Here is a 26,706-nt window from a genome sequence, read left to right on the forward strand (position 1 = left end):
ATAAAAGCACTGATGGTTTATTCAACGAGCAATTGCTTCGGTTTGGGTAAACCCAGTGCTTTTTTATTATTCTTATCCATCTCCTGAACGCGTCCGATCAGGTAGTCTTTAAAATTCACACAACGGACCGGCATATATTTTCTGGGCTTGAAGTACAGGTTCAATTCAAATTCACTGCTGACATAGTCTTTTAATACCGGAAGTAGCTGACCGGATTGGAGCTCTTGATTGACCAGGCTATAGGGTAAATAAGCGATACCGCCGCCAGCGAGCGCAATATTCTTGAGGATCTCACTGTCATCCGCTTCAACGGTTTGTGCAATTTCCACAGAATTGTATTCACCATTCTGTTCGAAGATCCATTTATTCCCACCAACAAGCGTGGTCGCATATAAGCAGAAGTGTGACTTGAGAGCTTCCGGATATTCAGGTTTACCGTATTGAGCAATATATTCAGGAGAGCAGCAAGCGATTAAAGGTTCACGAACCAGTGAACGTTTCACGAGCAGACTGTCTTTGTCCTGAAAGCCGCGATAAGTTGCGTTTGCACGAATGGCAAAGTCGACATCATGGACATGATCGACTTCAAATGCAGTTTCGATCACGACGAAATTAATCGAAGGATGAATCTGAACATACTCACCAATGATCTGGCTGAGATAATATTTAGCAAACAGCGGTGTACTGGCGACCCGGATCAACCCCTTGTCTTCATGGCTCAGGTTCTGAACTTCATTGAAGACATCATTAATCTGGCCGTTGATCAGACTGAACCTGTCATACAGACGTTGTCCTGCCTGAGTGGGGGTGATTTTACGTGTCGTGCGCTTGAGCAGGCTGACGCCCATGCCAGCCTCCAGCTCGCTCAGCCACCGGCTGCCTGCAGACGCAGAAATGCCGTAGTGTTTGGCCGCTTCACTGAGTGAGCCACTCCGCACCACATGTAGGAAAAAAACTACTTTATCAAGCATGCTTTGCAACAGTTCCATTGTTGTAGATTCTTCATACATTTATAGCAAAGGTCAGACCCGATACCAGTGAAGAGTTCGTGAATCCCGAAAAATTACCGCTAACGCTCTGATTTTCCTGAAAGCGAAGTGAATGGAAATCGGCCAGTAAAAACGTTCATATTGTTGTGTTCTCAGTCAATTGAGGGAGTTTTTTTGGCGAATTCTATAAGGAATCAGTGTTCTGCGTGCATAATGACTGAAAAATCAGCGCAAAGGTGAATTGCATCATTGAGTGTAATCTTTTGATTTGTTTCATCTAAAATCAAAATTGACGGAAGTGAGCAGGGAAGCGGTGTGCCCGCACTGTATTCGGTATTTCACTTCGACATTTCGAACCAAGAGGGAAAGACTATGTTAGATAAGAAGGTTTGCATTGTAACGGGTGGCGCTCAGGGCATAGGCCGATGTATTGTGGAGACCTTTGCCAGCAATCAGGCTGAAGTTGTTTTCGCTTGTGATATGAATGCAGCAGCAATGGCCGATTTGGAGAAAACTTACAAGAATGTGAGAGCGATTGAGCTGAATGTTTGTGATCGCGAAGCAATCCAGCGTTTTGTTCAGGGCATTGTCGACACCTTCGGTCGTGTCGATGTTCTGGTGAATAATGCGGGGATTACCCGGGATAATCTGATCGAAAAAATGTCTGTTGAAGATTGGGATATGGTGTTGGATGTCAACCTCAAAGGCGTTTTCAATATGACTCAGGCCGTCGCCCCTGTGATGATGGAACATGGCGTGGGGTCGATCATTACCATGTCTTCTGTTGTCGGGACAGACGGAAATATTGGTCAGAGTAATTACGCCGCGACGAAAGGGGGTGTGATTGCCATGACAAAAGGCTGGGCGAAAGAATTTTCTCGCAAAGGCGCTCAGGTCCGGGCGAACTGTATTGCTCCCGGCTTTGTCGAAACGCCATTAACTGTCGATTTACCAGAAAAAATTCTGGATTACATGAAGTCGAAAACGCCGCTTCAGCGCATGGGGAAACCGCAGGACATCGCGAATGGTGCGCTGTTTCTTGCCAGTGAACAAGCGTCATTTATCACAGGACAGACCTTGAAAATTGATGGCGGACTGGTGATTTAATCACCAATCCATTTTGTGACTTTGTACACAAAGGCTTCGAGAAATCGAGGCTTTTGTCATTTCAAATCGCTTAAATGCGATCATGCTCCAAGTCTGCGTTTGTGGTCAATTGTCCAAATCTGAGCCGATACACTTTGCAGTGTAAATATGCATAAATCATCTTTAATTATGACGTCCAACACCTTATTATTTTGCCACTTTGCAAGGTTTGAGGTTGAGTAAGTGTTCTCTGGTTATATCGCACCAAGTTTACTGTTTATCGTACTCGTGTGCTTGCTGACACTTGCCGTGGCGTTGCATCGTCAGTGGCTCTGGCTGACCCGTTTTTCATTAATTGGCTTACTGATCGCCGCAGCACTGGTTGCCAAGTATCAATACCAGGACCTCCAGTCTGTCGGGTCTTGCCTGCATCGTCTGGAAAATCCGCGCTCTATTCAGCATGGCTGCATGCGGGTTGATTAAGTCCCTCTGACTTTCGTGAATACCTTTGTCTGTTTCTTCACCATTTTGAGCCCCGGATGTCATTCTTCTGTTAAGAAGAAGGCAGAGGCATGCTTTTCGATACTGCTCCCGCTAGAGTTCTCCCAAAGCAAAAGGAGCAGTGTATGAAAAAATTATTGATTGCCAGCATGGCAAGTTTGGTCCTGGCAGGCTGTGGTTCGGATTCGAACGATCAAACAACAGGTAAGGTGTCGCTGGGGATGTCTGATGCGCCGGTTGATGGCCTGAAAAAAGTTTGTGTCGCATTTGACGACATTACGGTTCACCATTCGGGCGGCAGCGAAACTTCGTGGACCACAAATACATTTGCAGCGGATGAGAGTTCAGCATCTTGTATTCCAGCTGGCTTATCGATTCCAGAAGACGAAAACGGCAATCCGTCCTTTATGGTGATCAACCTGCTTGAGTATCAGGGTGAAAAGTCATTACAGGTCTTGAGCGATGAGGTTCTGTTGTCCGGAAACTATACGCAAATGCGTTTATCTGTGCTGACAAACGGTACTTACAGTAATGGCACGCCTTATTCGCATGTTGTAACGGATACCGATGCGGTCGAAGGCATTCGAGTGCCAAGCGGTGAGCTGAAACTGGACGGATTTACAGTTGAAGCCGATGCAACTCAGGCCTACACCATCGAATTTGATTTGCGTAAAAGTATGGTGCTGAGTGCCAATGCTTACCAGTTGAAACCGCGTGGTGTTCGGGTTGTCGAAAATACATCTGTGGCTGCGATTGACGGTTCTGTGGATCCTTCCCTGTGCAGTAATGACATTTCGAATGCTTTTGTTTACGTCTATCCACTCACAAACGCAGGTGAGTATGGCGATCTGGGTTCTGAGAAAGAGCCACTGGCATCTGCTTCAGTCGACCCAGCGACCGGAATGTACACGATTGGTTATCTGCCATTCGATACTTATGATTTGAATCTGGTATGTAACGGTAACGAAGACGATCCGGAACTAGCGGGTGATACGTTGATCCTAGAGCAGACGCTCATGGACCAGATTTTGGGAACAGATGGCCTGACGGTCAACTTCTGATTTCCACATAAAAAACCGCCTGAATGAAGGCGGTTTTTTTTATACCTGCTGATTTCGCTGGGCCCAGCTTCCCAGAAAGATAAATGTCCCGAGTACTGCCACGAACAGCCAAAGGTTGCTCAATGCAGTCATCTGTTTCGCAAGCCACGGTGCGACGGCCACGATCAGCAGCCCGTATCCGAAGGCGTTCACGAAAATGAATGCACTGGTACGAATCAGGAAGTTGGTGCCAGACAGGTAGCGCCGCAGGATCATGTTGATATCTGATCCAAATACAACTAATAAGCAGGCAACCATCGCCATGGCAATGTCATCGATCCACGGACGCATGAACTGTCCGGACTCAGCAAGGTAGTGTAATAGGGTATCCATAACTGATTGTTCTAAAAAATCACATCAAAGCCGTAAGGATACGCCGACTGCTGAAAGGGATGAATGCCCTGTCGAATGAGATGCAGAACAGATCACATTCCGCATGAGTGGAAATCTTCTGCTGAAATAAGATAATAGCCTTTGTATTTCTTCAATCGTTCATCTTGTTATGTTATCAATCTCTAACACGGTTCAGCTTGCTGACTGGGAAATCGAAATCACCGCTATCCGGGCTCAGGGCGCTGGCGGTCAGAATGTGAATAAAGTTTCCAGTGCAATTCATTTGCGCTTTGACATCAATCGCTCCAGCTTGCCAGCTGTTTATAAAGAACGTTTACTGGCCCTGTCGGATCAGCGCATTACCAAAGATGGCGTGATTATCATCAAAGCGCAGCAGTTCAGAACACAGGAACAAAACAAAGAGGATGCCTTGTTACGGCTTCAGCAACTGATCCATTTGGCGATGAAGCAGGAAAAAAAGCGCAGACCGACCAAGCCAACGAAAGCGTCGCAAAAACGCCGGATGGACAAAAAGGCGCAACGGGGTCAGGTCAAAAATATGCGTGGGAAGGTTCAATACTAAGTGGAATAAAAATTAAATAAAATTGCCTGATTATTCGTTTGTTTGGCGAAAAGAAGGCTGGCATACTGAGAATCTTTATCAATATTCAGATTTTTCAAGTGGTGATGACAAGGATGAAAAGCATTAATTCTGTCGCAGTTGTGGGAGGCACCCATGGCAATGAATTCAGTGGCATTTACTTAGTGCGCCAATGGCAACAACACCCGCAGCGCATTACCCGGGATACCTTTACAACACAGACTTTGTTCGCAAACCCTAAGGCGCATGAAGAAAATAAACGCTATGTCGATAGCGATCTGAACCGACAGTTTTCGGTTGAAGATCTGGCTAACCCGGCCCTGGCAAATTATGAACAAAGCCGCGCCAAAGTGATGAATAACGTTCTGGGGCCGAAAGGGAATGCCAAGACTGACTTTATCATCGATTTACACAATACAACCAGCAACATGGGGCCGACGTTAATCGTGCTTCAGTCAGACGATTTCAACATCAGAATGGGCGCTTATGTGAAGGCAAAAATGCCTGAGGCGGTGGTCGTATTTGAAGATCAGATTCCGCTGGCTGAGCATAAGTTTGTCAGTTCAATTGCTGCGCAAGGGGTGATTGTTGAAATCGGCCCGCAACCGCAATCCGTTTTACGGCAGGATGTGCTGGACTGGATGGAAACCATGACCATGCACATTCTTGATTACGTTGATCTTTACAATCAGGGTGCGCTGCCTGAATTGCCGGCCAGTTATGAAGCGTTTCGGTACACTGAAACCCTGAAACTACCGGAAAATGCCCAAGGTGAGCGGATTGGCATGGTCCATCAGTTTGTTCAGGACAACGATTTCAAGCCGCTTCATCACGGCGATCCGATCTTTAAGTTGTTTAACGGCGAAGAAATCTGCTGGGATGGCCATTACGAAGCGTATCCTCATTTCATTAATGAAGCCGCCTATTACGATAACAACCTGGCAATGTCGCTGGCAGAGAAAATTACTGTTCAGCTTTAAAAATGTCCGTATGAACCGGTAATTGCTTGCCCAACCAACGGGCATTGACCGTATGATCGGCCAGCTCATTGGCTGATACCGGATGGATCAGCACAGACAATCCTGCTCTGTGTTGATCCAGCCATTCGATGAATCCCGTTCGGTTGTCCGCAAAATGCAATTCAAACATCGGTTGATCATGCGGACCCACCCGTCGTGGCACCAGTGAAAAAATCGCCAGAATGTCATCCGGACGTTCTTCAATAATTTGTTGCCGGACTTGCTCGGCAAGCGTCTGCTGGGATAGCTCAAAGTAAACGTGGGCATGAAACATGACGGGACTCCGCTTTGAATGAATATCCCGATCCTAACGGTTATGACTAGAAACACCATGCTTGCCGGATGAATTGATCATTCGAAAAAATCGAACAACAGATGAAGAAGTGTGTTCATATGCTCTTTCAGGCATACTTGTTTTGAATTGAAGGGATTCGTGTTGTTTTCAGAGGCGTAAAGATGAATAAAGTGTTGATCGCCGGGGCTTCTGGCTATGTTGGCCGGCATGTTTCGGGATATAAGAAATCCCTGGGTTATCAGGTTTTTCATTTTGCTCACCGACCCGTATCGGAATGTGATGACCCTGCGATGACGGTTTCGGCTCAGGACGAACACTTGAATGCTTTTTTTGATGTTGTGATCAATTGCGCCAGACCTCACTGGTCACAATACTCGCCCCAGGAAATTGCGGTGCAGGAGCAGCGGCTGATGAAGCAGTTAGATATGCTTGCTGCCCCGGATGCCGTTCGGATTCATACCTCAGGCGTGTGGCTGTTCGGCCATGCATCGGTTCAGGATCTCAAGCATTTTATCTGTCGTCCAATCTCTGTCGTTGCGCCGGATCAGACAACGATTCAGGCTGCATTGAATCAGGGCTGGAATATCGTTTATTGCCCCAGCCTGATTTACGGTGGCGATCATTGTCAGCTGGCACGTATTCTAGCGGAATTACCTGACCAGCAGATGACCGTTGCAGTCCCCAGCACGGGATGGCATCAATATGTGCATGTGGAAGATATCGGACCCTTTTATACAACGTTGGCATCATTGAAAGTGCAGGGTACACAGCATTTCATTGCAGAATCATGCGGTTACTCCGCGTTAGATTTTGCCGGATTATTAAAACAGGCCCAAAAGATTCGACATATCCAGCAATTGGACTGGGACACGTTTAGTCGAAAGCAGGGTGAAATGGCGCTGGAAGTTGAACAGATGCATCTTGATCTTCCGGTCTCCGATCTTTTCCGTGCAACCCGTTCGATTCGTCACTATCTTATTGGCTGTTAAGTTGATTTCGTACAAGTAAGGAGACGCCATGACACAAGCGATCATTGTGATTGATGTTCAGCGAATTTGTTTTGAACCTGAACCACACCCGTTTGAAGCCGATGAAGTGGTTTCACGTATCAATCAACTGACCCGTTGGGCCAGAGCTCGCTCGTTGCCCGTGATATTGATTCAGCACGAAGCGCCTGGTACTGAGATCGCCTATAACTCGGAGGGTTGGCAATTGCATCGGGCTCTGGAAACGTCGGACGACGATGTACTTGTCAGAAAAACAACGCCGGATTCTTTTCACGACACCGCTTTACAATCGACACTGGAACGACTGGGTATCGATCATCTGGTCATTTGCGGTTACGCGACAGATTTCTGTGTTGACACGACAACACGGCGTGCAGCGGTTTTGGGTTACGGTGTCACATTGGTGGCAGATGCACATACCACACATGACAAGCCGTATGCTTCAGGCGCACTGATTCGTGAGCACCATACATCGGTACTGTCTTGGGCAGATAGTTTCCCGGTGCAGATTCAGGCGGTCCCGACAGCTGAGGTGATCGCCCGTTAACGTGAGTTATCAAACCCAGGGATGAGAACGGGGGAGGAGAATCCTCCCTTTTCTTTTCGGACGTTAGATTCCTAGCTCGTGCTCATCCTGCATCCTCTGAATCCCCGCGGTCGCGGGGTTGGTCAGACACTGAATATTCATGAATGTTGTCATTCTTGCGCAGGCGAGCATGCAATGATGTTGAACAACAGCCAGCGTTGGGCTGATGGCTCTTCGACAGATACATGGCTCAGGAAACCTGATAGCCCATCAGGCTGAGTAATTCCTTTGCGGTCTCAATCGCCTCGCTGCGATTGGCGATATTCAGTTTTTGATACAGATTCCGGATATGCGTTTTGATCGTCGTTGCCGCCACGTCCAGTTCAGTGGCAATCTGCTCGTTACTGTAGCCGGTATAAATGAGTCCAAGCACCTGCCATTCCCGTTGGGTCAGCGGGCTGGTGCGGATCAGTTCCGGTAAATCCGGCAGATTCAGCAGCTTTTCGACCAATGCCTCATCGAAGTGGACCAGACGGTGTTTTTCTTTGCTGTTCATTTCACGAAGTAAATGCCGTGCCCGGTGCATGGATAACTCATTAAGCATTTTGTCGTCGATCAGGGTTTGCAACAGATCCTGAATATCTGCCGCTGCGATCAAAAAATTCCCGACCATGCCTGTGCTGTTGGTCAGATGCAGGGCTTCTGCCAGATGTTTCAGCGCCATTTCTCGATTGTCTGCCCGCTTGCAAATGGTTGCCAGCAGAATCAGGTTCCGGTTTCTGTCGGTGACCAGCGCGTGCTTTTCACAACTGTCCAGCAATATGGTCAGAATCCGATGTGCTTCTTCAATATTGCCAGTCAGTAGGCGGGCTAATGCCAGGTTTCGCCATTGTTGCTGCTGAAAATGGTTGCATGAACCGTCCGGTTCTTCTGCATGTTCCAGCCATTGCTGGATACTGCTGATGTCGTTGCACTGTTGCCAGTACAGCAGTTTGGCCATGTCGGCATTGGCACGCCAGTCGATATGAAAATCTGCACGGTCCATCAGATCATTGCAGCGTTGCAGATAGCGCGCGGCTTTGTCCTGCTCCCCCCGGGTAATCGCAATCCGGGCGAGCATGGAGTAGGCTTGCAGCGATTTGGTGTCATCGTAAGGGGCGAGTACATCCAGACTTTTTAGCGCCGCTTCTTCTGCTTCATCCAGCCGGTTCCAGCACCACAGGATCTGTGCTTGCAGGCGTAACAGGAACTCGTGCATGGGGACCTGATGTAAATGCTGATCTTTGACCAGTTTGAACCCTTGCTCCAGTAACTCGTAAGCAGGCTGTACAGCACCTTGCGCCAGCATAATTTCACTTTGCTGCAACAGTGCCCAGAGTGCCTGATGATACACATGATACTGACGCGCCATTTTTTCGGTTTGCTGCATCATCGGCAATGCGCGGTTCAGATTCCCGAGACAGTGATGGACTTCCCCCACCACGGAAGTCGCCACAATCCGGCTGCGATAGGTGGTTGCAGGCAGCTGGCCCAGCGCCTGCTCAGACAGCAGGAGTGCATCTTCAGGTTTACCCTGATTAATGGCAACCTGCGCACGCAACGCATTCAGTTCTCCCTGCAAGGCATCATCCAGCTGGATGTGATTGGCCAGCATTTCTGCTTCAGATTCCGCAATCAGATCGCCCACTTCGTTGTAGCGATGCTGACTTTGGGCCAGCCAGAGTCGCAGCAGAATCAGGCGCGGGCTGCTGAACAGCAAGCGTTTATCCAGCGAAGCAATACAGTCTTCGAGGATGCGCAGTTCACCATGATGGAACATTTGCCAGCCATGGTCAGACAGAATCTCAACCATGAATGAATGATTCTGGCTTTTTTTCACATGGTAAAGCGCCTGCTGGGGACTGTTCTGATTCAGCCAGGCCTGTGCGGCCTTATTGTGCAGATCTTTCCGCTGTTCCGGGATGTGAGCGTGCCGTTTGTGACGCAGGAATTCAGCAAACAGATGATGGAAACGAAACCAGTTATCGGCGCCTTCCAGCGGGCTGATAAAGAGTCCGATACGATTGAGTGTTTCGAGTTTGATCAGGGCATCGCTGCGACCCGTCAGATCCATGACTAATTCGGCATTGAACATATCGAGCACTGAGCAATGCAGCAGGAAACTGCGGGTGTCTTCATCGAGTAAATCAAAGACTTCTTCCGCGAGGTAATCCCACAGGTGACTTCGATTAAATTCTGCGAGTGACAGGGCGGACTCGGCGAGATGATTCGGGCGCTGCTGGGCGTGCAGCGCGATGAGCTGAAGGGCTGACGGCCAGCCTTCAACTTGTGCACGAAGATTGCTCAGTGCGGTCGTTTCGATCTCATTCGCGACACGTTTACTGAAAAAACGCGTGGTTTCCTCTTCATCAAAAGCCAGAGATTCATGATCGGCTTCGATGAGCAGATCCCGGACCCGCAGGTTGGCTGTACCCAGCGGGGGCTGACTACGGCTGGTCACCACCAGCGTCATTTCATCCGGCATATGCTTGAGGAAAAAGCGCATACCATCATGAATGTCTTCGTTGTGAATCACATGATAATCGTCCAGCACCAGATACGTCTGATGCGGGTAATCCTGCAGTTCTGCAAAGAGTTCGCTGAACAGGGTACTGAGGCAGGCAAACTGGCGACGTTCCGCCATGGCTTTGGTCTTCAGGCAAGCATCCTGAGACGCTTTATTCAGTGCCTGAAGCAGATAGTTAGCAAAGCGAAAGGGATCGTTGTCATTGTCGTCCAGATTGAACCAGCCGGTATGCGGATGCTCATTCAGCCACTGCGCAGCCATGGTGGTTTTGCCATAGCCAGCCGGAGACCGAAACAGCACCAACCGGTAGGCGGTGGCATGTTGCAGCAGATCCAGTAATCTGGGGCGTAATATCGCATTGTGCAATCGCGCAGGGCGGGTCAGCTTAGAAGGTATCCACATAATTTTAATTTTTCTGAATTGTCATGGTTGATGGTGTAGGCGTATTTATCATTACCTGTATCCCCGCCTAAATCAGCATTTGTTGCACTTCTCATCCCTGAAAGTAAGTGATGAGTCACACTTTATTGATTTGTTCACTGGCATCCGCATGACTCCTGCACAGGTGTGGTGTCCGTGTTTTTGTGACTGGCATCAGAATTGATCCGGGATATCACGATGGATTTCAGGATGTTGTCACAGAAAGCACGTTCAGAGGCGGACTACGCCCTGCTGCTACTCCCTCAACCTCAGGTTTTCAGGATGATGTTTTTCGACCGGGTCACAGGCAGCATGAACCTCAGAATTTTTTGACTGAATATGACCCGACAGCGAGAAACCCATGATGCAGAAGCAACCTCAGGCGCTTTCATTTGATAAAGCCGCATTTCAGACTTCGGTAAAACAACATTTGCTGACGACCTATGCTCAGACACCGGCAACAGCCAGCGCACGCCACTGGTATCTGGCGATGAGCCGTGCACTGGCAGAAATCAGCACGGGTAACCTGATTGACACGGAGCAACATCTGGCTGCGACAGATTGTCGCAGTGTGAATTATCTTTCTCTGGAATTTCTGATCGGTCGCCTGACCGGCAACAACCTGATCAGTCTGGATCTGTATGCGCCAGTTGCTGAAGTGATGGCTGAGCTGGGTCAGAATCTCACAGACCTGCTGGAAGAAGAGCGCGATCCTGCGCTTGGGAATGGCGGACTGGGCCGTTTGGCTGCCTGCTTCATGGATTCACTGGCAGCACAGGAGTTTCCAGCGGTGGGCTATGGCCTTCACTATGAATACGGCCTGTTTCGCCAGTCATTCGATCAGGGCCGCCAGATGGAAGCACCGGATGGCTGGCGCGGACAGGAAGGCTACCCATGGGAGATTCAACGCCCGGAACTGAACCAGACAGCAGGTTTTTATGGCCGGGTTGAAGTCTATACCGATGAACAGGGCGCACAGCGACGCCGCTGGGTGCCGGGCATGCAGGTTGAAGGTGTGGCCTGGGATCTGCCTGTGATCGGCTACCAGAATCAAAGTGTCTATCCGCTGCGTTTGTGGGAGTGTCGTGCCCCGGTGCCTTTCCGTCTTGCACCGTTCAATGAGGGTGATTACGTCGGGGCGCAAGCAGCTGCGATTGAAGCCGGCAATATCACCAAAGTACTGTACCCGAATGACAATCATGATCAGGGCAAAACGCTGCGACTGATGCAGCAGTACTTCCATTGTGCCTGTTCAGTTGCAGATATTCTGCGTCGCCATCTGGCTGCGGGTCATCCGATTGAAGCGCTGGCTGCGCAGGAAACGATTCAGCTGAATGACACACACCCGACCATCGCGATCCCTGAGCTGATGCGGATCCTGCTGGATGAGCATCACCTGAGCTGGGAAGCTGCATGGTCGATTTGCAATCAGGTGTTTGCTTACACCAACCACACATTGCTCCCGGAAGCGCTGGAAACCTGGAGCGAAGCCTTGATTGCTGAACTGTTACCCCGTCATCTGGAAATCATCTTTGAAATCAACCACAGATTTATGGCCGAAGTGGAAGCGAAATGGCCGGGACGAGATGACATTAAACAGAAACTGTCGGTGATTCAGGAAGGCGGTCAGCGCATGGTGCGCATGGCAAACCTCTGCGTGATTGGCAGTTACGCGGTGAACGGTGTGGCAGCACTGCATTCGGAGCTGGTGAAGCGCGATCTGTTCCCGGAATTTGATGCGTTATTTCCAGGAAAACTGCAGAACGTTACGAATGGCGTGACACCACGCCGCTGGCTGAAGTTCTGTAACCCGGCTCTGAGCCAGTTGATTGATGAGAAAATCGGAACGGGCTGGCCAGCGCAGTTGTCGCAGTTGTCTGCACTGGCTGATTTTGCGGATGATGCTGAGTTTCAGCAGCGTTATATGGCGGTCAAAAAAGCGAACAAGCAGCGCCTGGCAGACTGGGTTGCAGACAATATAGGCATTGCACTGGATACCGATGCGATTTTTGATGTTCAGATTAAACGTTTGCACGAGTACAAGCGTCAGCACCTGAATCTTGTCCATATTCTGTCGTTGTATCATCGTCTGCTGAATGATCCGCAGTTTGAGATGACGCCCCGAGTCTTCATCTTTGCTGCAAAAGCGGCGCCGGGGTATGCGCTGGCGAAAGAGATTATTTTTGCCATCAACAAAGTGGCTGAGCAAGTGAACAACGATCCGCGTCTGGGCGGTCAGCTCAAGGTGGTCTTCATTCCGGATTACCGGGTTAGTCTGGCTGAAATCATCATCCCGGCGGCAGATGTCTCCGAACAGATTTCAACGGCAGGCAAAGAAGCCTCCGGCACCGGCAATATGAAGCTGGCACTGAATGGTGCCCTGACGGTCGGGACCATGGATGGCGCCAATGTGGAAATCCGTGAAGAAGTGGGTGATGACAATATCTTCATCTTTGGGTTGCTGGTGGATGAAGTGCTTGAACTCAAGCAGCAGGGCTATCAGCCCGCACGTTACTACGAGACTGACAGCTTGCTGAAAGCTTCGCTGGATCTGCTGCTGGGTGACACCTTTACACCGGGTGAACCGGATGCATTGGCTGGCATTCGTCACAATCTGCTGGAAGGCGGTGATCCTTACTTCGTTCTGGCAGACTTTGCGGATTATGTCTCTGCTCAGGAGCGGATTGATGAAGCCTATCGTGATCAGGTGGGCTGGGCGAGAAAAGCCATTCTGAATACTGCGCTGGTTGGCAAGTTCAGCTCCGACCGAAGTATTCGTGATTATGTGAACAATATCTGGCAGCTTGAGGCTGTGAAACGCTGATTGATTTGCCGGGGCTGATGGCCCCGGCTTTGTTGTATTGTGGTGAACGGGGACATGCATTTCGGGAGAGATTTCCCCTGTGGCGTCACGGAGAAGATGAATGAGAACAGAAACGGTTTTGAAAGCAGTCGCCCGGCAGGCTGGGCTGGCTGAAAGTTACATCAGCGCCTGGGGTGAAGACACCCCGGTCAGCGAAGAAACACTGGCACGGTTGCTGGCTGCGATGGGGTATGACGTCAGCAGTGATGCAGCACTGGAAGCCTCTGCCGCACGTCTTCAGCCACGGGAAGTGCTGGCTCCGGTCCAGGTGATCCGTCAGGGAGAGCCGGTTCAGGTTGAACTCATGCTGGGGCGCAGTGCCCGCGTCAGCGATTTCAGCTGGCGGCTGTTGACGGAACAGGGCGAAGTGATGGAAGGCTGGCTGCAATCACAGCTGGTCTCCGATGATCGTGCACAGGGCGGGAGTCTTCGGGTCGCGCTACCTGAACTGCCGCTGGGTTATCACCAGTTGGAAATGTACCGCAAACGTCGTCAGTCGCCTTATCAGATGACGCTGATTGTGACGCCAACTGCGTGTTTCAAGCAGCCTGCACTAGTACAGGGTAAAAAATTGTGGGGGCCCAGTGTCCAGCTGTATTCCGTGCGAACCGGCCACAACTGGGGCATTGGTGATTTCGGCGATCTGAAACAACTGGTTTCGGATGTCGCTGCACAGGGCGGTGATTTTGTCGGGCTGAACCCGATTCACTCCTTGTTTCCGGCCAATCCGGAGGGGGCAAGTCCGTACAGCCCATCGTCACGTCGCTGGCTGAATATTATCTACATTGATGTGTGTGCCGTGCCGGAATTTGCTCAGTGCGATGAAGCGCTGCAACTGGTTGGCAGTGACGCATTCCAGCAACGACTCAATGCCGCCCGGGAGAGTAACTGGGTGAATTACAGTGAAGTTGCCTGCCTGAAAATGGCGGTGCTGCCCATGCTGTTCAGCACTTTCAAGCAGCGTCATCTCAAGGCTGAAACGGCTCGCGGTGGTGCATTTCTGGCCTTCGTGGAAAACGGTGGCGAGAGCTTAATGCATCAGGCGGCTTTTGATGCACTGCATGCAGAATTGAAAGCGACCGATGAACATATCTGGGGTTGGCCGGTTTTCCCGGAACCATACCGTCAATTCGACAGTGCGGCTGTGCAGCAGTTTATCGAAAGACATCCGGACCAAGTTCAACTGTATATGTATTTGCAGTGGCTGGCCGATACCCAGCTTGCGGAAGCGCAGCAACTGGCTGAAGAAAAAGGCATGGTCATGGGCTTGTATCGTGACCTGGCCGTCGGCGTGTGTGATTCCGGCGCGGAAACCTGGGCGGATCAGGGCGCGCTGTGTCAGGACGTGAGTGTCGGTGCACCACCGGATATTCTGGGGCCACTGGGTCAGAACTGGGGATTGCCGCCATTTAACCCACAACAATTGAGAAAGATGGCATATCAGCCGTTTATTGATTTGTTGCAGTCCAACATGCGGCATTGTGGTGCGCTGCGAATAGACCACGTCTTGGGGTTACTCCGCCTGTGGTGGATCCCGAAAGGTGAGTCCGCCAAGCAGGGGGCCTATATGTATTATCCGGTGGATGATCTGATGGCCATTCTTGCGCTGGAAAGTCATCGTCATCAATGTACGGTGATTGGTGAAGATCTGGGAACAGTGCCGGACGAGATTGTCGAGAAGCTGGCAACGGCTGGGATTCATTCATACAAAGTCTTCTTCTTCGAAACTGCTGAAGATGGGGGATATTACTCCCCGGCGCACTATGCTGAGCAGTCAATGTCGGCATTATGTACCCATGACATGCCGACATTGCGCGGCTTCTGGCACTGTGACGATCTCAAACTTGGCCGGGAACTGGGGCTGTATCCGGATGAGGCCCAGTTGAAGGGGTTGTTTGATGGCCGGGCGGAGAGCAAACAGCGCATTCTCGACAGCGTGAACTGGCATGGATTTCTGCCGGACAATGTCGGCCGGGATGCGATGTCTGTCCCGATGGATCAGGCACTCAGCGAAAGCTTGCAACTTCATCTGGCAGCCGGTGCCAGTGCGCTGCTGAGCCTGCAGCTGGAAGACTGGCTGGAAATGGACAAGCCGGTCAATATTCCGGGGACAGTCGATGAATATCCGAACTGGCGTCGGAAGTTGTCGGCCAATCTGGAAGATCTGTTTAATCGTCCGAACATTCAGGCGCTGAGCAAACGGCTGACTGCAGCGCGAGCACAAGCCTCTCAGAAAACGGAGTAGTCAGTGAATCGCGGCCAGAAAAATCAGGAAAATTGGCAACCCGACATGGCAGCCCTGAGTCACCCTTCGACCCAGTACCACCAGATGGGGGCGCAACCAATGCACATTCATGGCCCGCAAGGGCCCGTCAGCGGCGTTCGTTTTGTGGTATATGCCCCGAATGCTTCTGCCGTGAGTGTGGTGGGGGATTTCAACAACTGGGACAGTCACATCAATTTGTTGACTGCGCTGGCGGACGGGTACTGGGCCTGTTTCGTCGAGGGACTTGAAACGGGGGCGCGGTACAAATTTGAGATCCGCGACATATCGGGACAGTCACTGCCCCATAAGGCGGATCCCTGGGGTTATCATGCGGAGCAATATCCGTCGTTTGCATCGCTGGTTTATGATCACAACACGTATTCATGGGGCGATGCGACCTGGCAGCAGCGTCCGGTCACGGCTAAACATGAACAGCCGTTGTCGATCTATGAACTGCATCCGGGTTCCTGGCGACGTCATGAAAACGGGGACCACCTGACTTATCTGGAGCTTGCTGACGTCCTGATCCCTTATCTGGTTGATATGGGATATACCCATGTGGAACTGATGCCGGTGTCCGAACATCCATTTTACGGGTCCTGGGGATATCAGCCGGTAGGCTTGTTCGCACCGACCAGTCGGTACGGCACGCCGGATGATCTGAAAAGCCTGATCGATCAATGTCATCAGGCGGGTATCGGTGTGATTCTCGACTGGGTTCCGGCGCATTTTCCGGCAGATGATCACGGGTTGGCAATGTTTGACGGTACTGCCCTGTTTCATGATCCGGATCCGCGGCGGGGATGGCATCCCGACTGGCAAAGTTATATCTATGATTATGGCCGTGAGCATGTCCGCCGATTTCTGGTGGCCAATGCACTGTACTGGTTCGAGCATTTTCATATTGACGGACTACGGGTCGATGCCGTGGCCTCCATGCTGTATCTGGATTATTCGCGCCAGCCTGGTGAGTGGATTCCCAATGCAGAAGGCGGGAACGTGAACCATGATGCCGTCAGTTTGCTGAAATGGATGAATGAAGAAGTTTACAGTCGTTATCCGAATGCAATGACCATTGCCGAAGAATCGACGACCTTTCCCGGTGTGTCGCGTCCGACCTATGCGGGCGGGCTGGGCTTTGGGTTTAAATGGAATATGGGCTGGATGCATGACAGCCTCAGTTATATCCGGCAGGATCCGGTTCATCGACGTCACCATCACGGGACGCTGACGTTTCCTCTGGTGTATGCCTTCAGTGAGAATTACGTGTTGTCGCTTTCTCATGATGAAGTGGTGTACGGCAAAGGTGCTCTGCTGAACAAGATGCCGGGAGATGAGTGGCAGCAAACGGCAAACCTCAGGGCTTATCTGGGCTACATGTACGGTCAGCCGGGGAAGAAGCTGAATTTCATGGGGACTGAAATCGCTCAGAGTGCGGAATGGGATCATGACGGTACACTGGCATGGCATCATCTGCAGTATGGGCGTCATCAGGGCGTGCAGCGACTGGTGAAAGATCTGAATCATCTGTACCGGGAAACGCCTGCATTATATGAACTTGACTGTGATCCATCCGGTTTTGCGTGGCGGGTCTCAGACGATGCTGAACAGAGTGTGATTGCGCATGAGCGTCGGTCGAAACAAGGAGAAACTGTGCTGGTGGTCAGCAATTTTACCCCGGTGCCTCGCGAGGATTATGTGATTCCGGTCTCTATGGCGGGCACTTATGATGTGTTGCTGAATTCAGACGATACGACTTACTGGGGCAGCGGTTTGCCAATCCAATCGCAGGTCATCTCTCAATGCCATGAGGGGCAACAAATGCATCAGGTGCGTCTGTCATTACCCCCATTGTCGACCTTATTTTATACCAATCGCAGTAAATAACTGGTCATCTTAGCTTGTTCAAATATTCGATCACTGCGTTAGATTTTTTGATTGTAGAATCACGACTTATCTAAAAAGTCTGCCTTGTTCTCAAACATTTCCCCTGCGCTATTTCTGATCATTGACTTACTTTGATTGGTATTACAGGTGAAATCCGCTTAATTGGGGGCACTGAAGTCAACGGTTTCAAGCGGGTTTGGACAATACTGACGGGTTTTGTCCAAGACCTGCTTTTTCAGATCATTGTTTGCATCAATTTCCGGATATTTCTTTCGCAGTGCTTCGGTACACTTTTCTGTTTCCTGAAATAAGGTGGTGAGCTTTCCCTGCGAACTCATCAGCTGACTGATGTCGTTCCCTTCTTCTGTTTTCATCGACTGTAAAGCTTTCTCAAGCTCAGCATAGGGTGCAGCCAGACAACCGCAGACATCTCTTGCAGCCTGATCCAGATTGTCAGCATAGGACGGTAAAGTCATCATGCTGACGGTCAGAAATAAAAATGGACGTAATTGCATATCAGCCTCGGTTGAGTTTTTATCGGGCAAGAAAAAGACCGCCTGTGATAATTCTGCGGTTCCTGCATGCATATCTTTGACAGTGCGTCATATCATCAATGAGTTGCAGGGCCCAGGCACATCAGACAAATACTCATACTGCATTCTTCGGATCGCAAAAAATTATGAGTGTTATTTTTGCGACACTGCTCAAAAAATCCGCTCCCTATACTCAAGGTTAGCTGCACTAGTGACGATGCATTACTTGTATTAGATATACCTAATAAAACAAAGCGTACATATATTCAGCGTGTCGATTTAGGGGGTTTTATGAAATGCGTACATCGCTGTCACGGTGTCTGGATACCTGTTGTTCTGCTCACAGCCACGGCATCTCAAGCCTGGGCCGACAGCAGTAAATCCAGTTTTGTCAGTTCAGTTTCAGATGAAGTAATGAACTCACTCTCCACGATTGCGAACGATGTCCGCATTGATAAAGCCAGTCAGAAAGAATCCCTACACCCGGCGGTCAGCCTGTTTTCTTCTCCTTTAGCGTTGTATCCCGGCGATGTCAGCAGCCGGACCAGCAGTATTCGTGAAGATAGCCGAACCCGCAGCTTCTATGGATCCGCTTATGCAGGACCTGAATACGCGCAAACCTCGTATTTTGATAACTCTCAGGGCGGATTGGGGACGTATATGCGAGTTGCTCGCGCGCAGCCGCAGCTGACCTTGAATCAGTCACCGATTGGGCGCACACAACCTGTGGTCACGGATGGTTATTCCCTGACCATGGGGGGAGATTATCTGCTGAATAACAACTACCTGTTTGGTCTGGCGCTCGGTATGCCAACCTATCGATCTGCGGATTACGATAACGAGCAGGGCAGTGATATTGATGGTCTGGTGGCATCCGGGTACTTCAGTTACTTCGAAAACGAATGGTTTCTGGATTTCACTGCCAGTTACGCGCTGATCGATACGGATATGGAGCGTCAGGTGAATATGTACAGCGATCCTGTGGTTAGCAGTATGGATGATGCAGACTCTGATGTCTGGGTGTTTACACTGGGGGGCGGCTATGTGGTCGATTATCCCTATGCGAAGGTCGCGCTGGAAAGTTCCGTACAGTACACATTGTCTGATCAGGATCGCTATAACGAGCGGCTATCGAAAGGCAATTCGAATTATGTCATTTCGCAGGTAGACGATATCAATAAACTTGAGGGGATGACTTTCATTACCGGCGCAACGATTTCTAAACCGTTTCGTACCAGTCTTGGGTTATTTCAGCCTTATGTGAAAAGTTATCTGCATTATGATTATCAGTACGATTCAGATCGGATCATCAGCCAGTTCCGGTCTGCGTATACAAGCAGTAACCTGCCTGTGATTACTCAGGCTGATGATCGATTCTATGGCCGCTTTCATGCCGGCGTTTCCGGTGCATTTAACGATAAATGGATTGGTTATGCAGAAGCCAGCACACTGGTCGGGTTGAATGACTTGAATCCCGCTCTGTACAGCGTGGGGGTGATTATTCCATTCCGTTAAACCAACAACCCGCCGGAGAGGCGGGCTGAGTGAGTTGATTATCCACCGTAATACAGACAGATCCGCTGGCCGTCAATTTCTTTGATATCAAACGGGATCTCGTACATTTCCTCCATAATCGTTTTTTCGATCACGTCATGAACTTTTCCGCTTGCAACCACTTCTCCGCGTTTCATCGCAATGATGTTATCTGAATAGCAGGAACTGAAATTGATATCGTGAATCACGATCACCACAGCTTTGTGCATTTCTTTTGCGAGTCGGCGAAGCGTCATCATGATGTCCACGGAATGACGGATATCCAGATTGTTTAACGGCTCATCGAGAAAGATATAGTCTGTATCTTGTGCAACGACCATGGCAATAAAGGCCATCTGTCGCTGGCCGCCACTGAGTTCATCGATAAAGCGATCCTGAATTTCACGGATCCCCAGATGATCCAGGGCTTCATCGATAATACGGTTATCTTCAGGCGTCAGCCGTCCCTGTGAATGCGGATAACGACCAAAGGCCACCAGCTCACGGACTTTGAACCGCATGTTTATGTTATTGGATTGTCGCAGGACAGCCAAACGCTTCGACAGCGCTTTGCTGTCCCATTGGGAGAGCGGTGTGCCAGCAATCACGACTTCACCGGCATCGCTTTGGGTCAGTCGGCTCGCCATGGACAGCAGGGTACTTTTACCGGCACCATTCGGACCGATAATCGATGTAACTTCACCTTTGGGAAAAAGCGCCGAGGCATGTTTGACCACAGGGGTGTTGCCGTAATGTTTGGTTAATCCGGTTAATTCAATCATAAGTTTCAGATTTTATTTCGGGTCAGCAGGTACAGAAAATAACTCCCACCGACAAAGTTAATCAGGACACTCACTGTTGTTTCAAAGTGCAGGACTTTTTCCACAAAATACTGACCGCTGATCAGTAGTAGGACAGCCATCAGGCTGGCGATCAGAATCAGGTTTCTGTGATGGTATGTCCGAAATATTTCTCGCGTCAGGCTGACAACAATCAAGCCGAAGAAAAGAACGGGGCCAACCAGTGCGGTCGAGACTGAAATCATCACAGAGACGACCAGCATGACCTGCAGCGTGAGTTTGCGGGTATCGACCCCCAAACTCTTGGCGTTATCCTCACCCAGCCACATCACATCTAATTGCGGGGACAGTCGCAGCAAGTACAAGAGGCAAATCAGGAGCATCGGAATACACCAGTAAACCAATTCACTGTTTACATTGTTAAAACTGGCAAACATTGCGTTCTGAACCACAGTGAACTCATTCGGGTCGATGAGCATGGCAAAGAAGTTCGAGATGTTGGAGAACAGGCTGCCCAGTACGATCCCCAGGAGCAGCAGGGTAAAAACGTTGGTATTGCGGCGACGGAAATAGAGACTGAACAGCAGGGTAGACAGGCCAGTCATCAGGAACACACAAACAAAGAAATTGATCTTCTGATTGATAATCAGAAAGCTGGCGCTGCCAAAGATCACCACAATCAAGGTTTGCAGCATGACGTAAAGAAAGTCAAAGCCAAGAATCGAAGGGGTCAGAATCCGGTTATTGGTGATGGTCTGGAACACTATTGAAGAGGCTGAAATAGCAATGGCTGCCAGACAAATCGCCAGGACTTTCGGAATACGACGGGACAGAAAGAAGCTGTAGTTATCCGGTGTGAGTCCCTGACCGATGAAATAGCCAATGACCAGCACAGACAACGCTGCCATCCAGAGAACTTTCATGGAATCACGCATTGGTTTTGTCCTTGAGAACCAGATAGATGAACGCAGCACCGCCGAGCACAGACACGATCATCGAGATTGGGATTTCATACGGAAAAATAATCAATCGTCCCAGAATGTCACAGGCCAGGACGACCACAACGCCCCAGAAGGCTGTCCAGGGCAGGTTGCGCTTCATGTTGTCGCCGAGGAATAAAGACACCAGATTCGGAATAATCAGGCCGACAAAATAAATCACCCCGACGATCATGACGACGGACGCTGAAATAACGGCGACGATAACAACGCCGATCAGCACGATATTCTGATAGTTCAGGCCGATATTTTTCGCGAAACTCTCGCCAACACTGGCCGCACTGAACTGGCTGGCAAAGTGATAGGCAAGCACAGAGGCCGGAATCGCAAGGTACAACAGCTCATACTGCCCCTGAAGGACGGAGGAAAAGTTAGCAATTGTCCAGGTTTCCATGGTCTGAACCAGATCATATTTGTAGGCAATGAACTGTGTAAATGCGGAGACCACATTGCCAAACATCATCCCAATCAGAGGAACAAGTACTGTATTTTTGAAGGTGAGTCGTTGCAGAAACTTGACGAACAGCAGTGTGCCACCGACTGCAAATGCAAAAATGACCGCTAAATCCACCCATTTGCTCAAACCGGTGAAGAACACCATGCTGGCCACATAACCAAGCAGGGCGCAGTCGATGGTGCCTGTGGTATCCGGTGCGGCAAATCGGTTCTGACAGATCTGCTGCATGATGAGTCCGGCAATGCTTAATCCCGCACCCGCCAGACAAACGGCAAGCAACCGGGGTATACGGCTGGCAATCAGGATAGACGTCGCTTCCAGGTCACCTTGCCATAACTGGCTGAGATGCAGGTCTGCAACACCAACGGATAAAGAGGCTGCACTGAGCAATAAGAGCAAAGTGCCCGAAATAAATATACGGGAATAATAAATACTTGATGACTTCATAGTAAACCGAGACCTGCCCGAAGGCAGATCTCACAACATGGGTTAGAACAGGGCGTTAATATCGTCGATCATCAGCTCGGTCGCTGTTGCGCCAGCCATGGTGATATACCAGGCATTCGGGTTCAGGTAGACAATATGATTCTGCTTGAAAGCTGGCGTGGATTTGACCAGCGGATTATCGAAACGGGCTTTCGCTTTACCGGTATCGCGGCCAATGGCTTGTTCACGGTCAAGCACGAGCAGGGCATCTGGCTTAGCATCTGCGATATATTCAAATGAAATCAGGTTGCCGTGTGGGCCGCCTGCGGACACTTTCTCGCTTCTGGCAGGGGAGAAGCCAAAATCGTTGAAGACCATAGAAAAACGACTGCCTTCATTAAACATGGCGAGTTTGTTGCCGTTGTTCATCAGCATCAGTGCATTCATGCCACTGTCTTTGACACGTTTTTGGGTGGCATCCAGTTTGGTCTGGACTTCCGAAATCAGTTGTTCTGCTTCAGCCTGTTTGTTGAAGATCTCACCCAGCATCCGCCAGTTTTTCTGTGCATCCTGCCAGTATTGCCCGTACTCGACGGAGTACATAATGGTTGGTGCAATCTCCTGAAGCTGATCCATCAATGCGGTCATTCGTGCTTCAGCAATGATCAGGTCGGGCTTCGCCATGAAAATCGCTTCGAAATCTGGTTCTACAACCGATCCAACGCCCACATATTGATCATCCTGATATTTACTGAGATAAGCAGGCATCATCGATTTCACCACTCCCACTGGCTCAATACCCAGTCGGTTCAGGGTGTCCAGGCTTCCCTGACCCAGTACAACAACCCGTTGTGGGACCTGATCAAGCGTAATTTCACCCAATGCGTGTTTGATTGTTTTGGGGGAGTGGTTCTCAGCGAAGGCCGCTTGCGTGGCAAGCAAACCTGCAGCAAGCAGGACAATGCGAGACAGAAGACCGAATGATTTCATTGTGTATACGTCCTAAGGATGAAATAAGTCGCACAATGCTATTCAATTTACGGAATGTTGTCACGAATAAAACTGAGAATCGTTCTTCTTTGTGTTTGTTTTTGTGGTGCTGCTTTTCGCTTTGCTTGTGAGGGTGATTTATTAAATTCGTTTTAAATCATGCATTTGTGAGTGTTATTGGCGTTGTGCTGAGGTTCGTTCGCCCATCAACGCTTTACATTGATTTACCATTGCCTTGTTATAGCGTTGTTCCGTTCACCAAAGACCAGTGATGCGGCATGAGCTCTCGTATAGTTTTAAAAACCAGTTCGTTGCCTAGGGTGGTGATTGCAGCTTGAACATCGCCACCCCAATGGACCAGACGCTCCTGACAAATGCCGCAAGGTGATAACACCATAAATGCACTCTTTTCATCTTCTCGGCAGAGGCACAATGAATGCGTTACGGCATCATTCAATTTATGCGCTTCTAAGTATGCCCCGACTTCCATGCACAGGGATAGCGCATCATTTTTGATGTCTGGGGCAATGCTGGTTAATATCTTTCCGGAAGCGGTTCTCACCGCTGCTGCGCCACCCCAGCCGGTTGGATATCGCGTTTGAATGAGTTGTATTGCAGCGTCATAAAGATCTTTTTCGATGTGTTCCATTTTGCGGGTTCCATATTGAGCAGCAACATCCGACATGACGTAGCGTGGGATGCATGTGTGCGTTCAATTCAATCGAAGACCAGTGACATCTGAACCGTATCAAAGTATTTGCCATCAAAGTTCATGCCATTGGGAATGACTGTTTCAATGTTAAACCCTAGCTTTTGATACAGATTTAAAGACGCCTGATTATCTGCACGAGTTTCTAGTTCCACGCGCGATACACCTTTTGACTTGGCTTTCGTTAAACACGATTTTAGTAATAGCTCGCCGATACCTTGACCACGGAAATCAGGATGGACTCCCATGCCTAACTGACCACGATGCCTGAGGGTGGGGGCCCAATGCGAAAAAATATCGGCCCACCCGACAACTTGTTGACCGGCTAATGCAATCCACTGAATCGCATCATTTGCTACGTTTTCTTTCACAAATTGGGTGAAAGTTTCCAGCGGTAAGGCTGCTGTCTGTGCCAGATATTGTTTCTCTTTGGCAACGGTATCTAAGCATTGATGAAAACTGATTACATGTGATGAGCTGACTGGGGTAATGATGACGTTTTCATGCGGTTGTAAATTGATCTTCAAGATGCCACTCCATGATGAATCATGTTGTTCAATCCAACCCGATTTTGGCGCGATGGATTGCAGCTTCAATCGCCGATTTTGCTTGCGGACTATTTTTCCAGCAGGTTGTTCGCAGCATTGACGCAACTCTTTCTGCAATGTCTTCTGCGCGATAAGTTGCTAACTCGGACATTGAGTCGATGCCAATTTCTTCAAATCGTTTCAAAACAGTCGGGCCGACACCCTTCACAGCCAATAGCGCTTCTCGCTCAGATTTCGAAAATGCCATACTTTCTCCTGATCAATTGCTGTGGGATAGGAAATTGAAAGATTTCAGAGGCACAAATCACGTCTCTGAAAATCAGAGAACACGCTATACGAAAGGGGCTGATTTGAAAAGTGCGAGAATATGCAAATGTGAGAATGGGCTGGATAAATGGAAGGTGCCAGAGAAAATGTACATAGAGCCAAAGTATGGCTCTATGTAAAGGAATGATGCTCGTAGAAAACCTTATTTATAGAAGGCTTCTACTTCACCTTTCAGTTTGATCAGCATGGGCTGACCCCAGCGGTCTTTTGCTTTTGGAGATGCGATTTTCACCCAGCCTTCGCTGATGCAGTATTCTTCAACATCGGTGCGTTCTTTACCATTGAGTCGAATGCCAATCGCGTGCTCAAAGCACTCTGCCACATAGTGTGGGCTGCGCGGATTGCCCGCCAGATGATCCGGTAAAGCTGGTTTAGCGTTGTTGTCGCTCATATTAATGACCTGAGAATGGATATCGAGAGGTGCATTTTAGTCAAGTCACCCCTTTGGCTCAAGATGATGAGGACAGACGCCTGAAGAAAAAATCTGCCTTATCAATTTCAATGCTTTTCGAATGAACTCTCACAATCATCACTTGCCTCTATACACTGGAATTAAACTCAGACACTGTTTATTTATCCAGTTCTTATTCAAGCAACCTTATGACAACAGCCAGAAGCCAACTTATCAGTGTTGAAGCAACACCTTATTATCACTGTGTTTCCCGATGTGTTCGCCGATCCTATTTGTGCGGTTATGACCAATTGACACAGACCAGCTACGCGCATCCAAGATGATGAGGACAGACGCCTGAAGAAAAAATCTGCCTTATCAATTTCAATGCTTTTCGAATGAACTCTCACAATCATCACTTGCCTCTATACACTGGAATTAAACTCAGACACTGTTTATTTATCCAGTTCTTATTCAAGCAACCTTATGACAACAGCCAGAAGCCAACTTATCAGTGTTGAAGCAACACCTTATTATCACTGTGTTTCCCGATGTGTTCGCCGATCCTATTTGTGCGGTTATGACCAATTGACACAGACCAGCTACGCGCATCGGCGTGCTTGGGTAGAGGAGCGATTACAGCTTATATCAAGCATGTTCTGTATTGGTGTCTGTGCTTATGCAATCATGAGCAATCACTATCATGTTGTGCTTTATATCAACATGAAGCAAGCCCAGGGCCTTTCTGAACAGGAGGTGATTCAACGCTGGCTCACCTTACATCGAGCGCCGGTATTGATACAAAGATACTTAAAAGGTGAGCTTTTATCGGACACAGAAACAACGGCATGCCGGGCAATCATCAAAACCTGGCGGGAGCGCCTCTGCTCTATTAGCTGGTTCATGCGTCTGCTCAATCAACATATTGCTCAGGAGGCCAACCGCGAAGATGGCTGTACCGGCCATTTTTGGGAAGGGCGTTTCAAAAGTCAGGCATTGCTGGATGAAAAAGCATTAGCCGCGGCCATGGCTTATGTTGATCTGAACCCGATTCGAGCCGGTATTGCTGACACACCTGAAACGTCCGATTTTACATCGGTGAAAGCCCGTATTGAATCGCTTCACAAAGACATGAAAACCGCCCCATTTCTCTTTCCGTTCGCAGGGAATCCAAGAAAGCAAGAGGCGGAAGGGCTGCCATTTCGACTCATGGATTACCTTCAACTGCTTGACTGGACTGGCCGACAGGTGAAAAGTAGATCTCATCATTGTATCGCTGCAACGCAGTCGCCTATTCTCAAACGACTTGGTCTGGATTCGGTTGCATGGCTGAGTATTTGCACAACAATAGAAAAGGGGACATTGATCGGTCCCGCTTCAGTAATGCAAGACGCTTTGCCGCATTTCAACCGGCAGCGATGTTCTGGATTACAAATTCCGTAGCGTGATGCAACGACACTGAACTCTCATTGCACTCTCATTGCACAAGCGTTCGCTTCTGTGCCCCAACTCGCCTGAAAATCACTGTTATTGCC

The 26,706-nt window shown here is 49.4% G+C and carries 25 protein-coding genes; 12 read left to right on the forward strand and 13 right to left on the reverse strand.

Annotation, left to right across the window (positions count from 1 at the left end; genetic code table 11):
- Nucleotides 1–17 precede the first annotated feature (17 nt).
- Entirely contained in the window at nt 18–971 is a 954-nt protein-coding gene (locus Q4579_RS07120; RefSeq protein ID WP_303562897.1) for a LysR family transcriptional regulator, read from the reverse strand.
- Nucleotides 972–1,361: 390 nt separating this feature from the next.
- Here Q4579_RS07120 and fabG point away from each other — a divergent pair, with 390 nt between their 5' ends.
- The 3 genes from fabG to Q4579_RS07135 all read left to right on the forward strand — a co-directional run bounded on the left by fabG (nt 1,362) and on the right by Q4579_RS07135 (nt 3,637).
- Nucleotides 1,362–2,096 (forward strand): 3-oxoacyl-ACP reductase FabG, encoded by a 735-nt coding sequence (gene fabG / locus Q4579_RS07125; RefSeq protein WP_303562805.1) that lies wholly within the window; start codon nt 1,362–1,364, stop codon nt 2,094–2,096.
- A gap of 222 nt (nt 2,097–2,318) precedes the next feature.
- The gene (locus Q4579_RS07130; RefSeq protein ID WP_303562807.1) at nt 2,319–2,558 is read left to right on the forward strand and encodes a hypothetical protein; all 240 of its coding nucleotides are present in this window, start codon (nt 2,319–2,321) and stop codon (nt 2,556–2,558) included.
- Between the two features lie 143 nt (nt 2,559–2,701).
- A complete protein-coding gene (locus tag Q4579_RS07135; protein WP_303562809.1) occupies nt 2,702–3,637 on the forward strand; it encodes a DUF4382 domain-containing protein in 936 nt (311 codons plus the stop codon).
- A gap of 39 nt (nt 3,638–3,676) precedes the next feature.
- On the opposite strand, the gene Q4579_RS07140 is transcribed toward Q4579_RS07135, so the two are convergent.
- A complete protein-coding gene (locus Q4579_RS07140) occupies nt 3,677–4,009 on the reverse strand; it encodes a DUF3392 domain-containing protein (RefSeq protein ID WP_303562811.1) in 333 nt (110 codons plus the stop codon).
- A gap of 169 nt (nt 4,010–4,178) precedes the next feature.
- On the opposite strand from Q4579_RS07140, the gene arfB reads away from it, so the two are divergent.
- On the forward strand, nt 4,179–4,592 hold the full coding sequence (arfB, locus tag Q4579_RS07145; protein ID WP_303562813.1) for an alternative ribosome rescue aminoacyl-tRNA hydrolase ArfB: 414 nt from the start codon (nt 4,179–4,181) through the stop codon (nt 4,590–4,592).
- A gap of 113 nt (nt 4,593–4,705) precedes the next feature.
- Nucleotides 4,706–5,590 (forward strand): aspartoacylase, encoded by an 885-nt coding sequence (locus Q4579_RS07150; RefSeq protein WP_303562815.1) that lies wholly within the window; start codon nt 4,706–4,708, stop codon nt 5,588–5,590.
- Here Q4579_RS07150 and Q4579_RS07155 read toward each other — a convergent pair.
- Entirely contained in the window at nt 5,574–5,903 is a 330-nt protein-coding gene (locus Q4579_RS07155; protein WP_303562816.1) for a DOPA 4,5-dioxygenase family protein, read from the reverse strand. The genes Q4579_RS07150 and Q4579_RS07155 overlap by 17 nt on opposite strands.
- Before the next feature lie 182 nt (nt 5,904–6,085).
- On the opposite strand from Q4579_RS07155, the gene Q4579_RS07160 reads away from it, so the two are divergent.
- Together Q4579_RS07160 and Q4579_RS07165 are read left to right on the forward strand one after the other, a co-directional pair.
- A complete protein-coding gene (locus tag Q4579_RS07160; RefSeq protein WP_303562817.1) occupies nt 6,086–6,913 on the forward strand; it encodes an NAD-dependent epimerase/dehydratase family protein in 828 nt (275 codons plus the stop codon).
- Nucleotides 6,914–6,941: 28 nt separating this feature from the next.
- The gene (locus Q4579_RS07165) at nt 6,942–7,478 is read left to right on the forward strand and encodes a cysteine hydrolase family protein (RefSeq protein WP_303562818.1); all 537 of its coding nucleotides are present in this window, start codon (nt 6,942–6,944) and stop codon (nt 7,476–7,478) included.
- Between the two features lie 229 nt (nt 7,479–7,707).
- Here Q4579_RS07165 and malT read toward each other — a convergent pair whose 3' ends face one another.
- Nucleotides 7,708–10,425, reverse strand: coding sequence for an HTH-type transcriptional regulator MalT (malT, locus tag Q4579_RS07170; protein WP_303562820.1), 2,718 nt, complete (start codon nt 10,423–10,425; stop codon nt 7,708–7,710).
- Between the two features lie 379 nt (nt 10,426–10,804).
- Here malT and Q4579_RS07175 point away from each other — a divergent pair, with 379 nt between their 5' ends.
- From Q4579_RS07175 to glgB, 3 genes are all read left to right on the forward strand, one after another.
- Nucleotides 10,805–13,267 carry a glycogen/starch/alpha-glucan phosphorylase gene (locus Q4579_RS07175; RefSeq protein ID WP_303562822.1) on the forward strand — a complete coding sequence of 821 codons (2,463 nt, stop codon included), beginning with the start codon at nt 10,805–10,807 and terminating at the stop codon, nt 13,265–13,267.
- A gap of 100 nt (nt 13,268–13,367) precedes the next feature.
- Nucleotides 13,368–15,551 carry a 4-alpha-glucanotransferase gene (gene malQ / locus Q4579_RS07180; protein WP_303562824.1) on the forward strand — a complete coding sequence of 728 codons (2,184 nt, stop codon included), beginning with the start codon at nt 13,368–13,370 and terminating at the stop codon, nt 15,549–15,551.
- Nucleotides 15,552–15,596: 45 nt separating this feature from the next.
- A complete protein-coding gene (glgB, locus tag Q4579_RS07185; RefSeq protein WP_303562899.1) occupies nt 15,597–17,459 on the forward strand; it encodes a 1,4-alpha-glucan branching protein GlgB in 1,863 nt (620 codons plus the stop codon).
- 158 nt (nt 17,460–17,617) lie between these two features.
- Here glgB and Q4579_RS07190 read toward each other — a convergent pair whose 3' ends face one another.
- Nucleotides 17,618–17,974: a hypothetical protein gene (locus Q4579_RS07190; RefSeq protein ID WP_303562826.1), complete on the reverse strand. Its 357-nt coding sequence runs from the start codon at nt 17,972–17,974 to the stop codon at nt 17,618–17,620.
- A gap of 309 nt (nt 17,975–18,283) precedes the next feature.
- Here Q4579_RS07190 and Q4579_RS07195 point away from each other — a divergent pair, with 309 nt between their 5' ends.
- The gene (locus Q4579_RS07195; protein ID WP_303562828.1) at nt 18,284–19,507 is read left to right on the forward strand and encodes an autotransporter outer membrane beta-barrel domain-containing protein; all 1,224 of its coding nucleotides are present in this window, start codon (nt 18,284–18,286) and stop codon (nt 19,505–19,507) included.
- A gap of 38 nt (nt 19,508–19,545) precedes the next feature.
- Here the strand turns inward: Q4579_RS07195 and Q4579_RS07200 are convergent, their stop codons facing one another.
- From Q4579_RS07200 to Q4579_RS07235, 8 genes are all read right to left on the reverse strand, one after another.
- Nucleotides 19,546–20,307, reverse strand: a complete 762-nt coding sequence (locus Q4579_RS07200) for an ABC transporter ATP-binding protein (RefSeq protein WP_303562829.1) — start codon at nt 20,305–20,307, stop codon at nt 19,546–19,548.
- Nucleotides 20,308–20,312: 5 nt separating this feature from the next.
- The gene (locus Q4579_RS07205) at nt 20,313–21,260 is read right to left on the reverse strand and encodes an iron chelate uptake ABC transporter family permease subunit (RefSeq protein ID WP_303562831.1); all 948 of its coding nucleotides are present in this window, start codon (nt 21,258–21,260) and stop codon (nt 20,313–20,315) included.
- A complete protein-coding gene (locus Q4579_RS07210; protein WP_303562833.1) occupies nt 21,253–22,227 on the reverse strand; it encodes an ABC transporter permease in 975 nt (324 codons plus the stop codon). Before Q4579_RS07210 ends, Q4579_RS07205 begins: the two co-directional genes overlap by 8 nt.
- Before the next feature lie 42 nt (nt 22,228–22,269).
- On the reverse strand, nt 22,270–23,196 hold the full coding sequence (locus Q4579_RS07215; protein ID WP_303562835.1) for a siderophore ABC transporter substrate-binding protein: 927 nt from the start codon (nt 23,194–23,196) through the stop codon (nt 22,270–22,272).
- Nucleotides 23,197–23,434: 238 nt separating this feature from the next.
- Entirely contained in the window at nt 23,435–23,845 is a 411-nt protein-coding gene (locus Q4579_RS07220; protein ID WP_303562837.1) for a cytidine deaminase, read from the reverse strand.
- A 68-nt stretch (nt 23,846–23,913) separates the two neighbouring features.
- Nucleotides 23,914–24,432, reverse strand: a complete 519-nt coding sequence (locus Q4579_RS07225; protein WP_303562838.1) for a GNAT family N-acetyltransferase — start codon at nt 24,430–24,432, stop codon at nt 23,914–23,916.
- 28 nt (nt 24,433–24,460) lie between these two features.
- Nucleotides 24,461–24,700 carry a hypothetical protein gene (locus Q4579_RS07230; protein ID WP_303562840.1) on the reverse strand — a complete coding sequence of 80 codons (240 nt, stop codon included), beginning with the start codon at nt 24,698–24,700 and terminating at the stop codon, nt 24,461–24,463.
- A gap of 222 nt (nt 24,701–24,922) precedes the next feature.
- The gene (locus Q4579_RS07235) at nt 24,923–25,171 is read right to left on the reverse strand and encodes a DUF3297 family protein (RefSeq protein ID WP_303562841.1); all 249 of its coding nucleotides are present in this window, start codon (nt 25,169–25,171) and stop codon (nt 24,923–24,925) included.
- 486 nt (nt 25,172–25,657) lie between these two features.
- Here Q4579_RS07235 and Q4579_RS07245 point away from each other — a divergent pair, with 486 nt between their 5' ends.
- The gene (locus tag Q4579_RS07245; RefSeq protein WP_303562842.1) at nt 25,658–26,614 is read left to right on the forward strand and encodes a transposase; all 957 of its coding nucleotides are present in this window, start codon (nt 25,658–25,660) and stop codon (nt 26,612–26,614) included.
- Nucleotides 26,615–26,706 lie beyond the last annotated feature (92 nt).

Source organism: Photobacterium sp. 1_MG-2023 (genome assembly GCF_030547945.1).
GTDB lineage: Bacteria > Pseudomonadota > Gammaproteobacteria > Enterobacterales > Vibrionaceae > Photobacterium.

What these genes read in the sequence shown, in the direction of transcription:
- Q4579_RS07120 (WP_303562897.1), bottom strand. Translation starts at nt 971, where the DNA reads ATGCTTGATAAAGTAGTTTTTTTCCTACATGTGGTGCGGAGTGGCTCA.
- fabG (WP_303562805.1), top strand. Translation starts at nt 1,362, where the DNA reads ATGTTAGATAAGAAGGTTTGCATTGTAACGGGTGGCGCTCAGGGCATA.
- Q4579_RS07135 (WP_303562809.1), top strand. Translation starts at nt 2,702, where the DNA reads ATGAAAAAATTATTGATTGCCAGCATGGCAAGTTTGGTCCTGGCAGGC.
- Q4579_RS07140 (WP_303562811.1), bottom strand. Translation starts at nt 4,009, where the DNA reads ATGGATACCCTATTACACTACCTTGCTGAGTCCGGACAGTTCATGCGT.
- arfB (WP_303562813.1), top strand. Translation starts at nt 4,179, where the DNA reads ATGTTATCAATCTCTAACACGGTTCAGCTTGCTGACTGGGAAATCGAA.
- Q4579_RS07150 (WP_303562815.1), top strand. Translation starts at nt 4,706, where the DNA reads ATGAAAAGCATTAATTCTGTCGCAGTTGTGGGAGGCACCCATGGCAAT.
- Q4579_RS07155 (WP_303562816.1), bottom strand. Translation starts at nt 5,903, where the DNA reads ATGTTTCATGCCCACGTTTACTTTGAGCTATCCCAGCAGACGCTTGCC.
- Q4579_RS07160 (WP_303562817.1), top strand. Translation starts at nt 6,086, where the DNA reads ATGAATAAAGTGTTGATCGCCGGGGCTTCTGGCTATGTTGGCCGGCAT.
- Q4579_RS07165 (WP_303562818.1), top strand. Translation starts at nt 6,942, where the DNA reads ATGACACAAGCGATCATTGTGATTGATGTTCAGCGAATTTGTTTTGAA.
- malT (WP_303562820.1), bottom strand. Translation starts at nt 10,425, where the DNA reads ATGTGGATACCTTCTAAGCTGACCCGCCCTGCGCGATTGCACAATGCG.
- Q4579_RS07175 (WP_303562822.1), top strand. Translation starts at nt 10,805, where the DNA reads ATGATGCAGAAGCAACCTCAGGCGCTTTCATTTGATAAAGCCGCATTT.
- malQ (WP_303562824.1), top strand. Translation starts at nt 13,368, where the DNA reads ATGAGAACAGAAACGGTTTTGAAAGCAGTCGCCCGGCAGGCTGGGCTG.
- glgB (WP_303562899.1), top strand. Translation starts at nt 15,597, where the DNA reads ATGGCAGCCCTGAGTCACCCTTCGACCCAGTACCACCAGATGGGGGCG.
- Q4579_RS07190 (WP_303562826.1), bottom strand. Translation starts at nt 17,974, where the DNA reads ATGCAATTACGTCCATTTTTATTTCTGACCGTCAGCATGATGACTTTA.
- Q4579_RS07195 (WP_303562828.1), top strand. Translation starts at nt 18,284, where the DNA reads ATGAAATGCGTACATCGCTGTCACGGTGTCTGGATACCTGTTGTTCTG.
- Q4579_RS07200 (WP_303562829.1), bottom strand. Translation starts at nt 20,307, where the DNA reads ATGATTGAATTAACCGGATTAACCAAACATTACGGCAACACCCCTGTG.
- Q4579_RS07205 (WP_303562831.1), bottom strand. Translation starts at nt 21,260, where the DNA reads ATGCGTGATTCCATGAAAGTTCTCTGGATGGCAGCGTTGTCTGTGCTG.
- Q4579_RS07210 (WP_303562833.1), bottom strand. Translation starts at nt 22,227, where the DNA reads ATGAAGTCATCAAGTATTTATTATTCCCGTATATTTATTTCGGGCACT.
- Q4579_RS07215 (WP_303562835.1), bottom strand. Translation starts at nt 23,196, where the DNA reads ATGAAATCATTCGGTCTTCTGTCTCGCATTGTCCTGCTTGCTGCAGGT.
- Q4579_RS07220 (WP_303562837.1), bottom strand. Translation starts at nt 23,845, where the DNA reads ATGGAACACATCGAAAAAGATCTTTATGACGCTGCAATACAACTCATT.
- Q4579_RS07230 (WP_303562840.1), bottom strand. Translation starts at nt 24,700, where the DNA reads ATGGCATTTTCGAAATCTGAGCGAGAAGCGCTATTGGCTGTGAAGGGT.
- Q4579_RS07235 (WP_303562841.1), bottom strand. Translation starts at nt 25,171, where the DNA reads ATGAGCGACAACAACGCTAAACCAGCTTTACCGGATCATCTGGCGGGC.
- Q4579_RS07245 (WP_303562842.1), top strand. Translation starts at nt 25,658, where the DNA reads ATGACAACAGCCAGAAGCCAACTTATCAGTGTTGAAGCAACACCTTAT.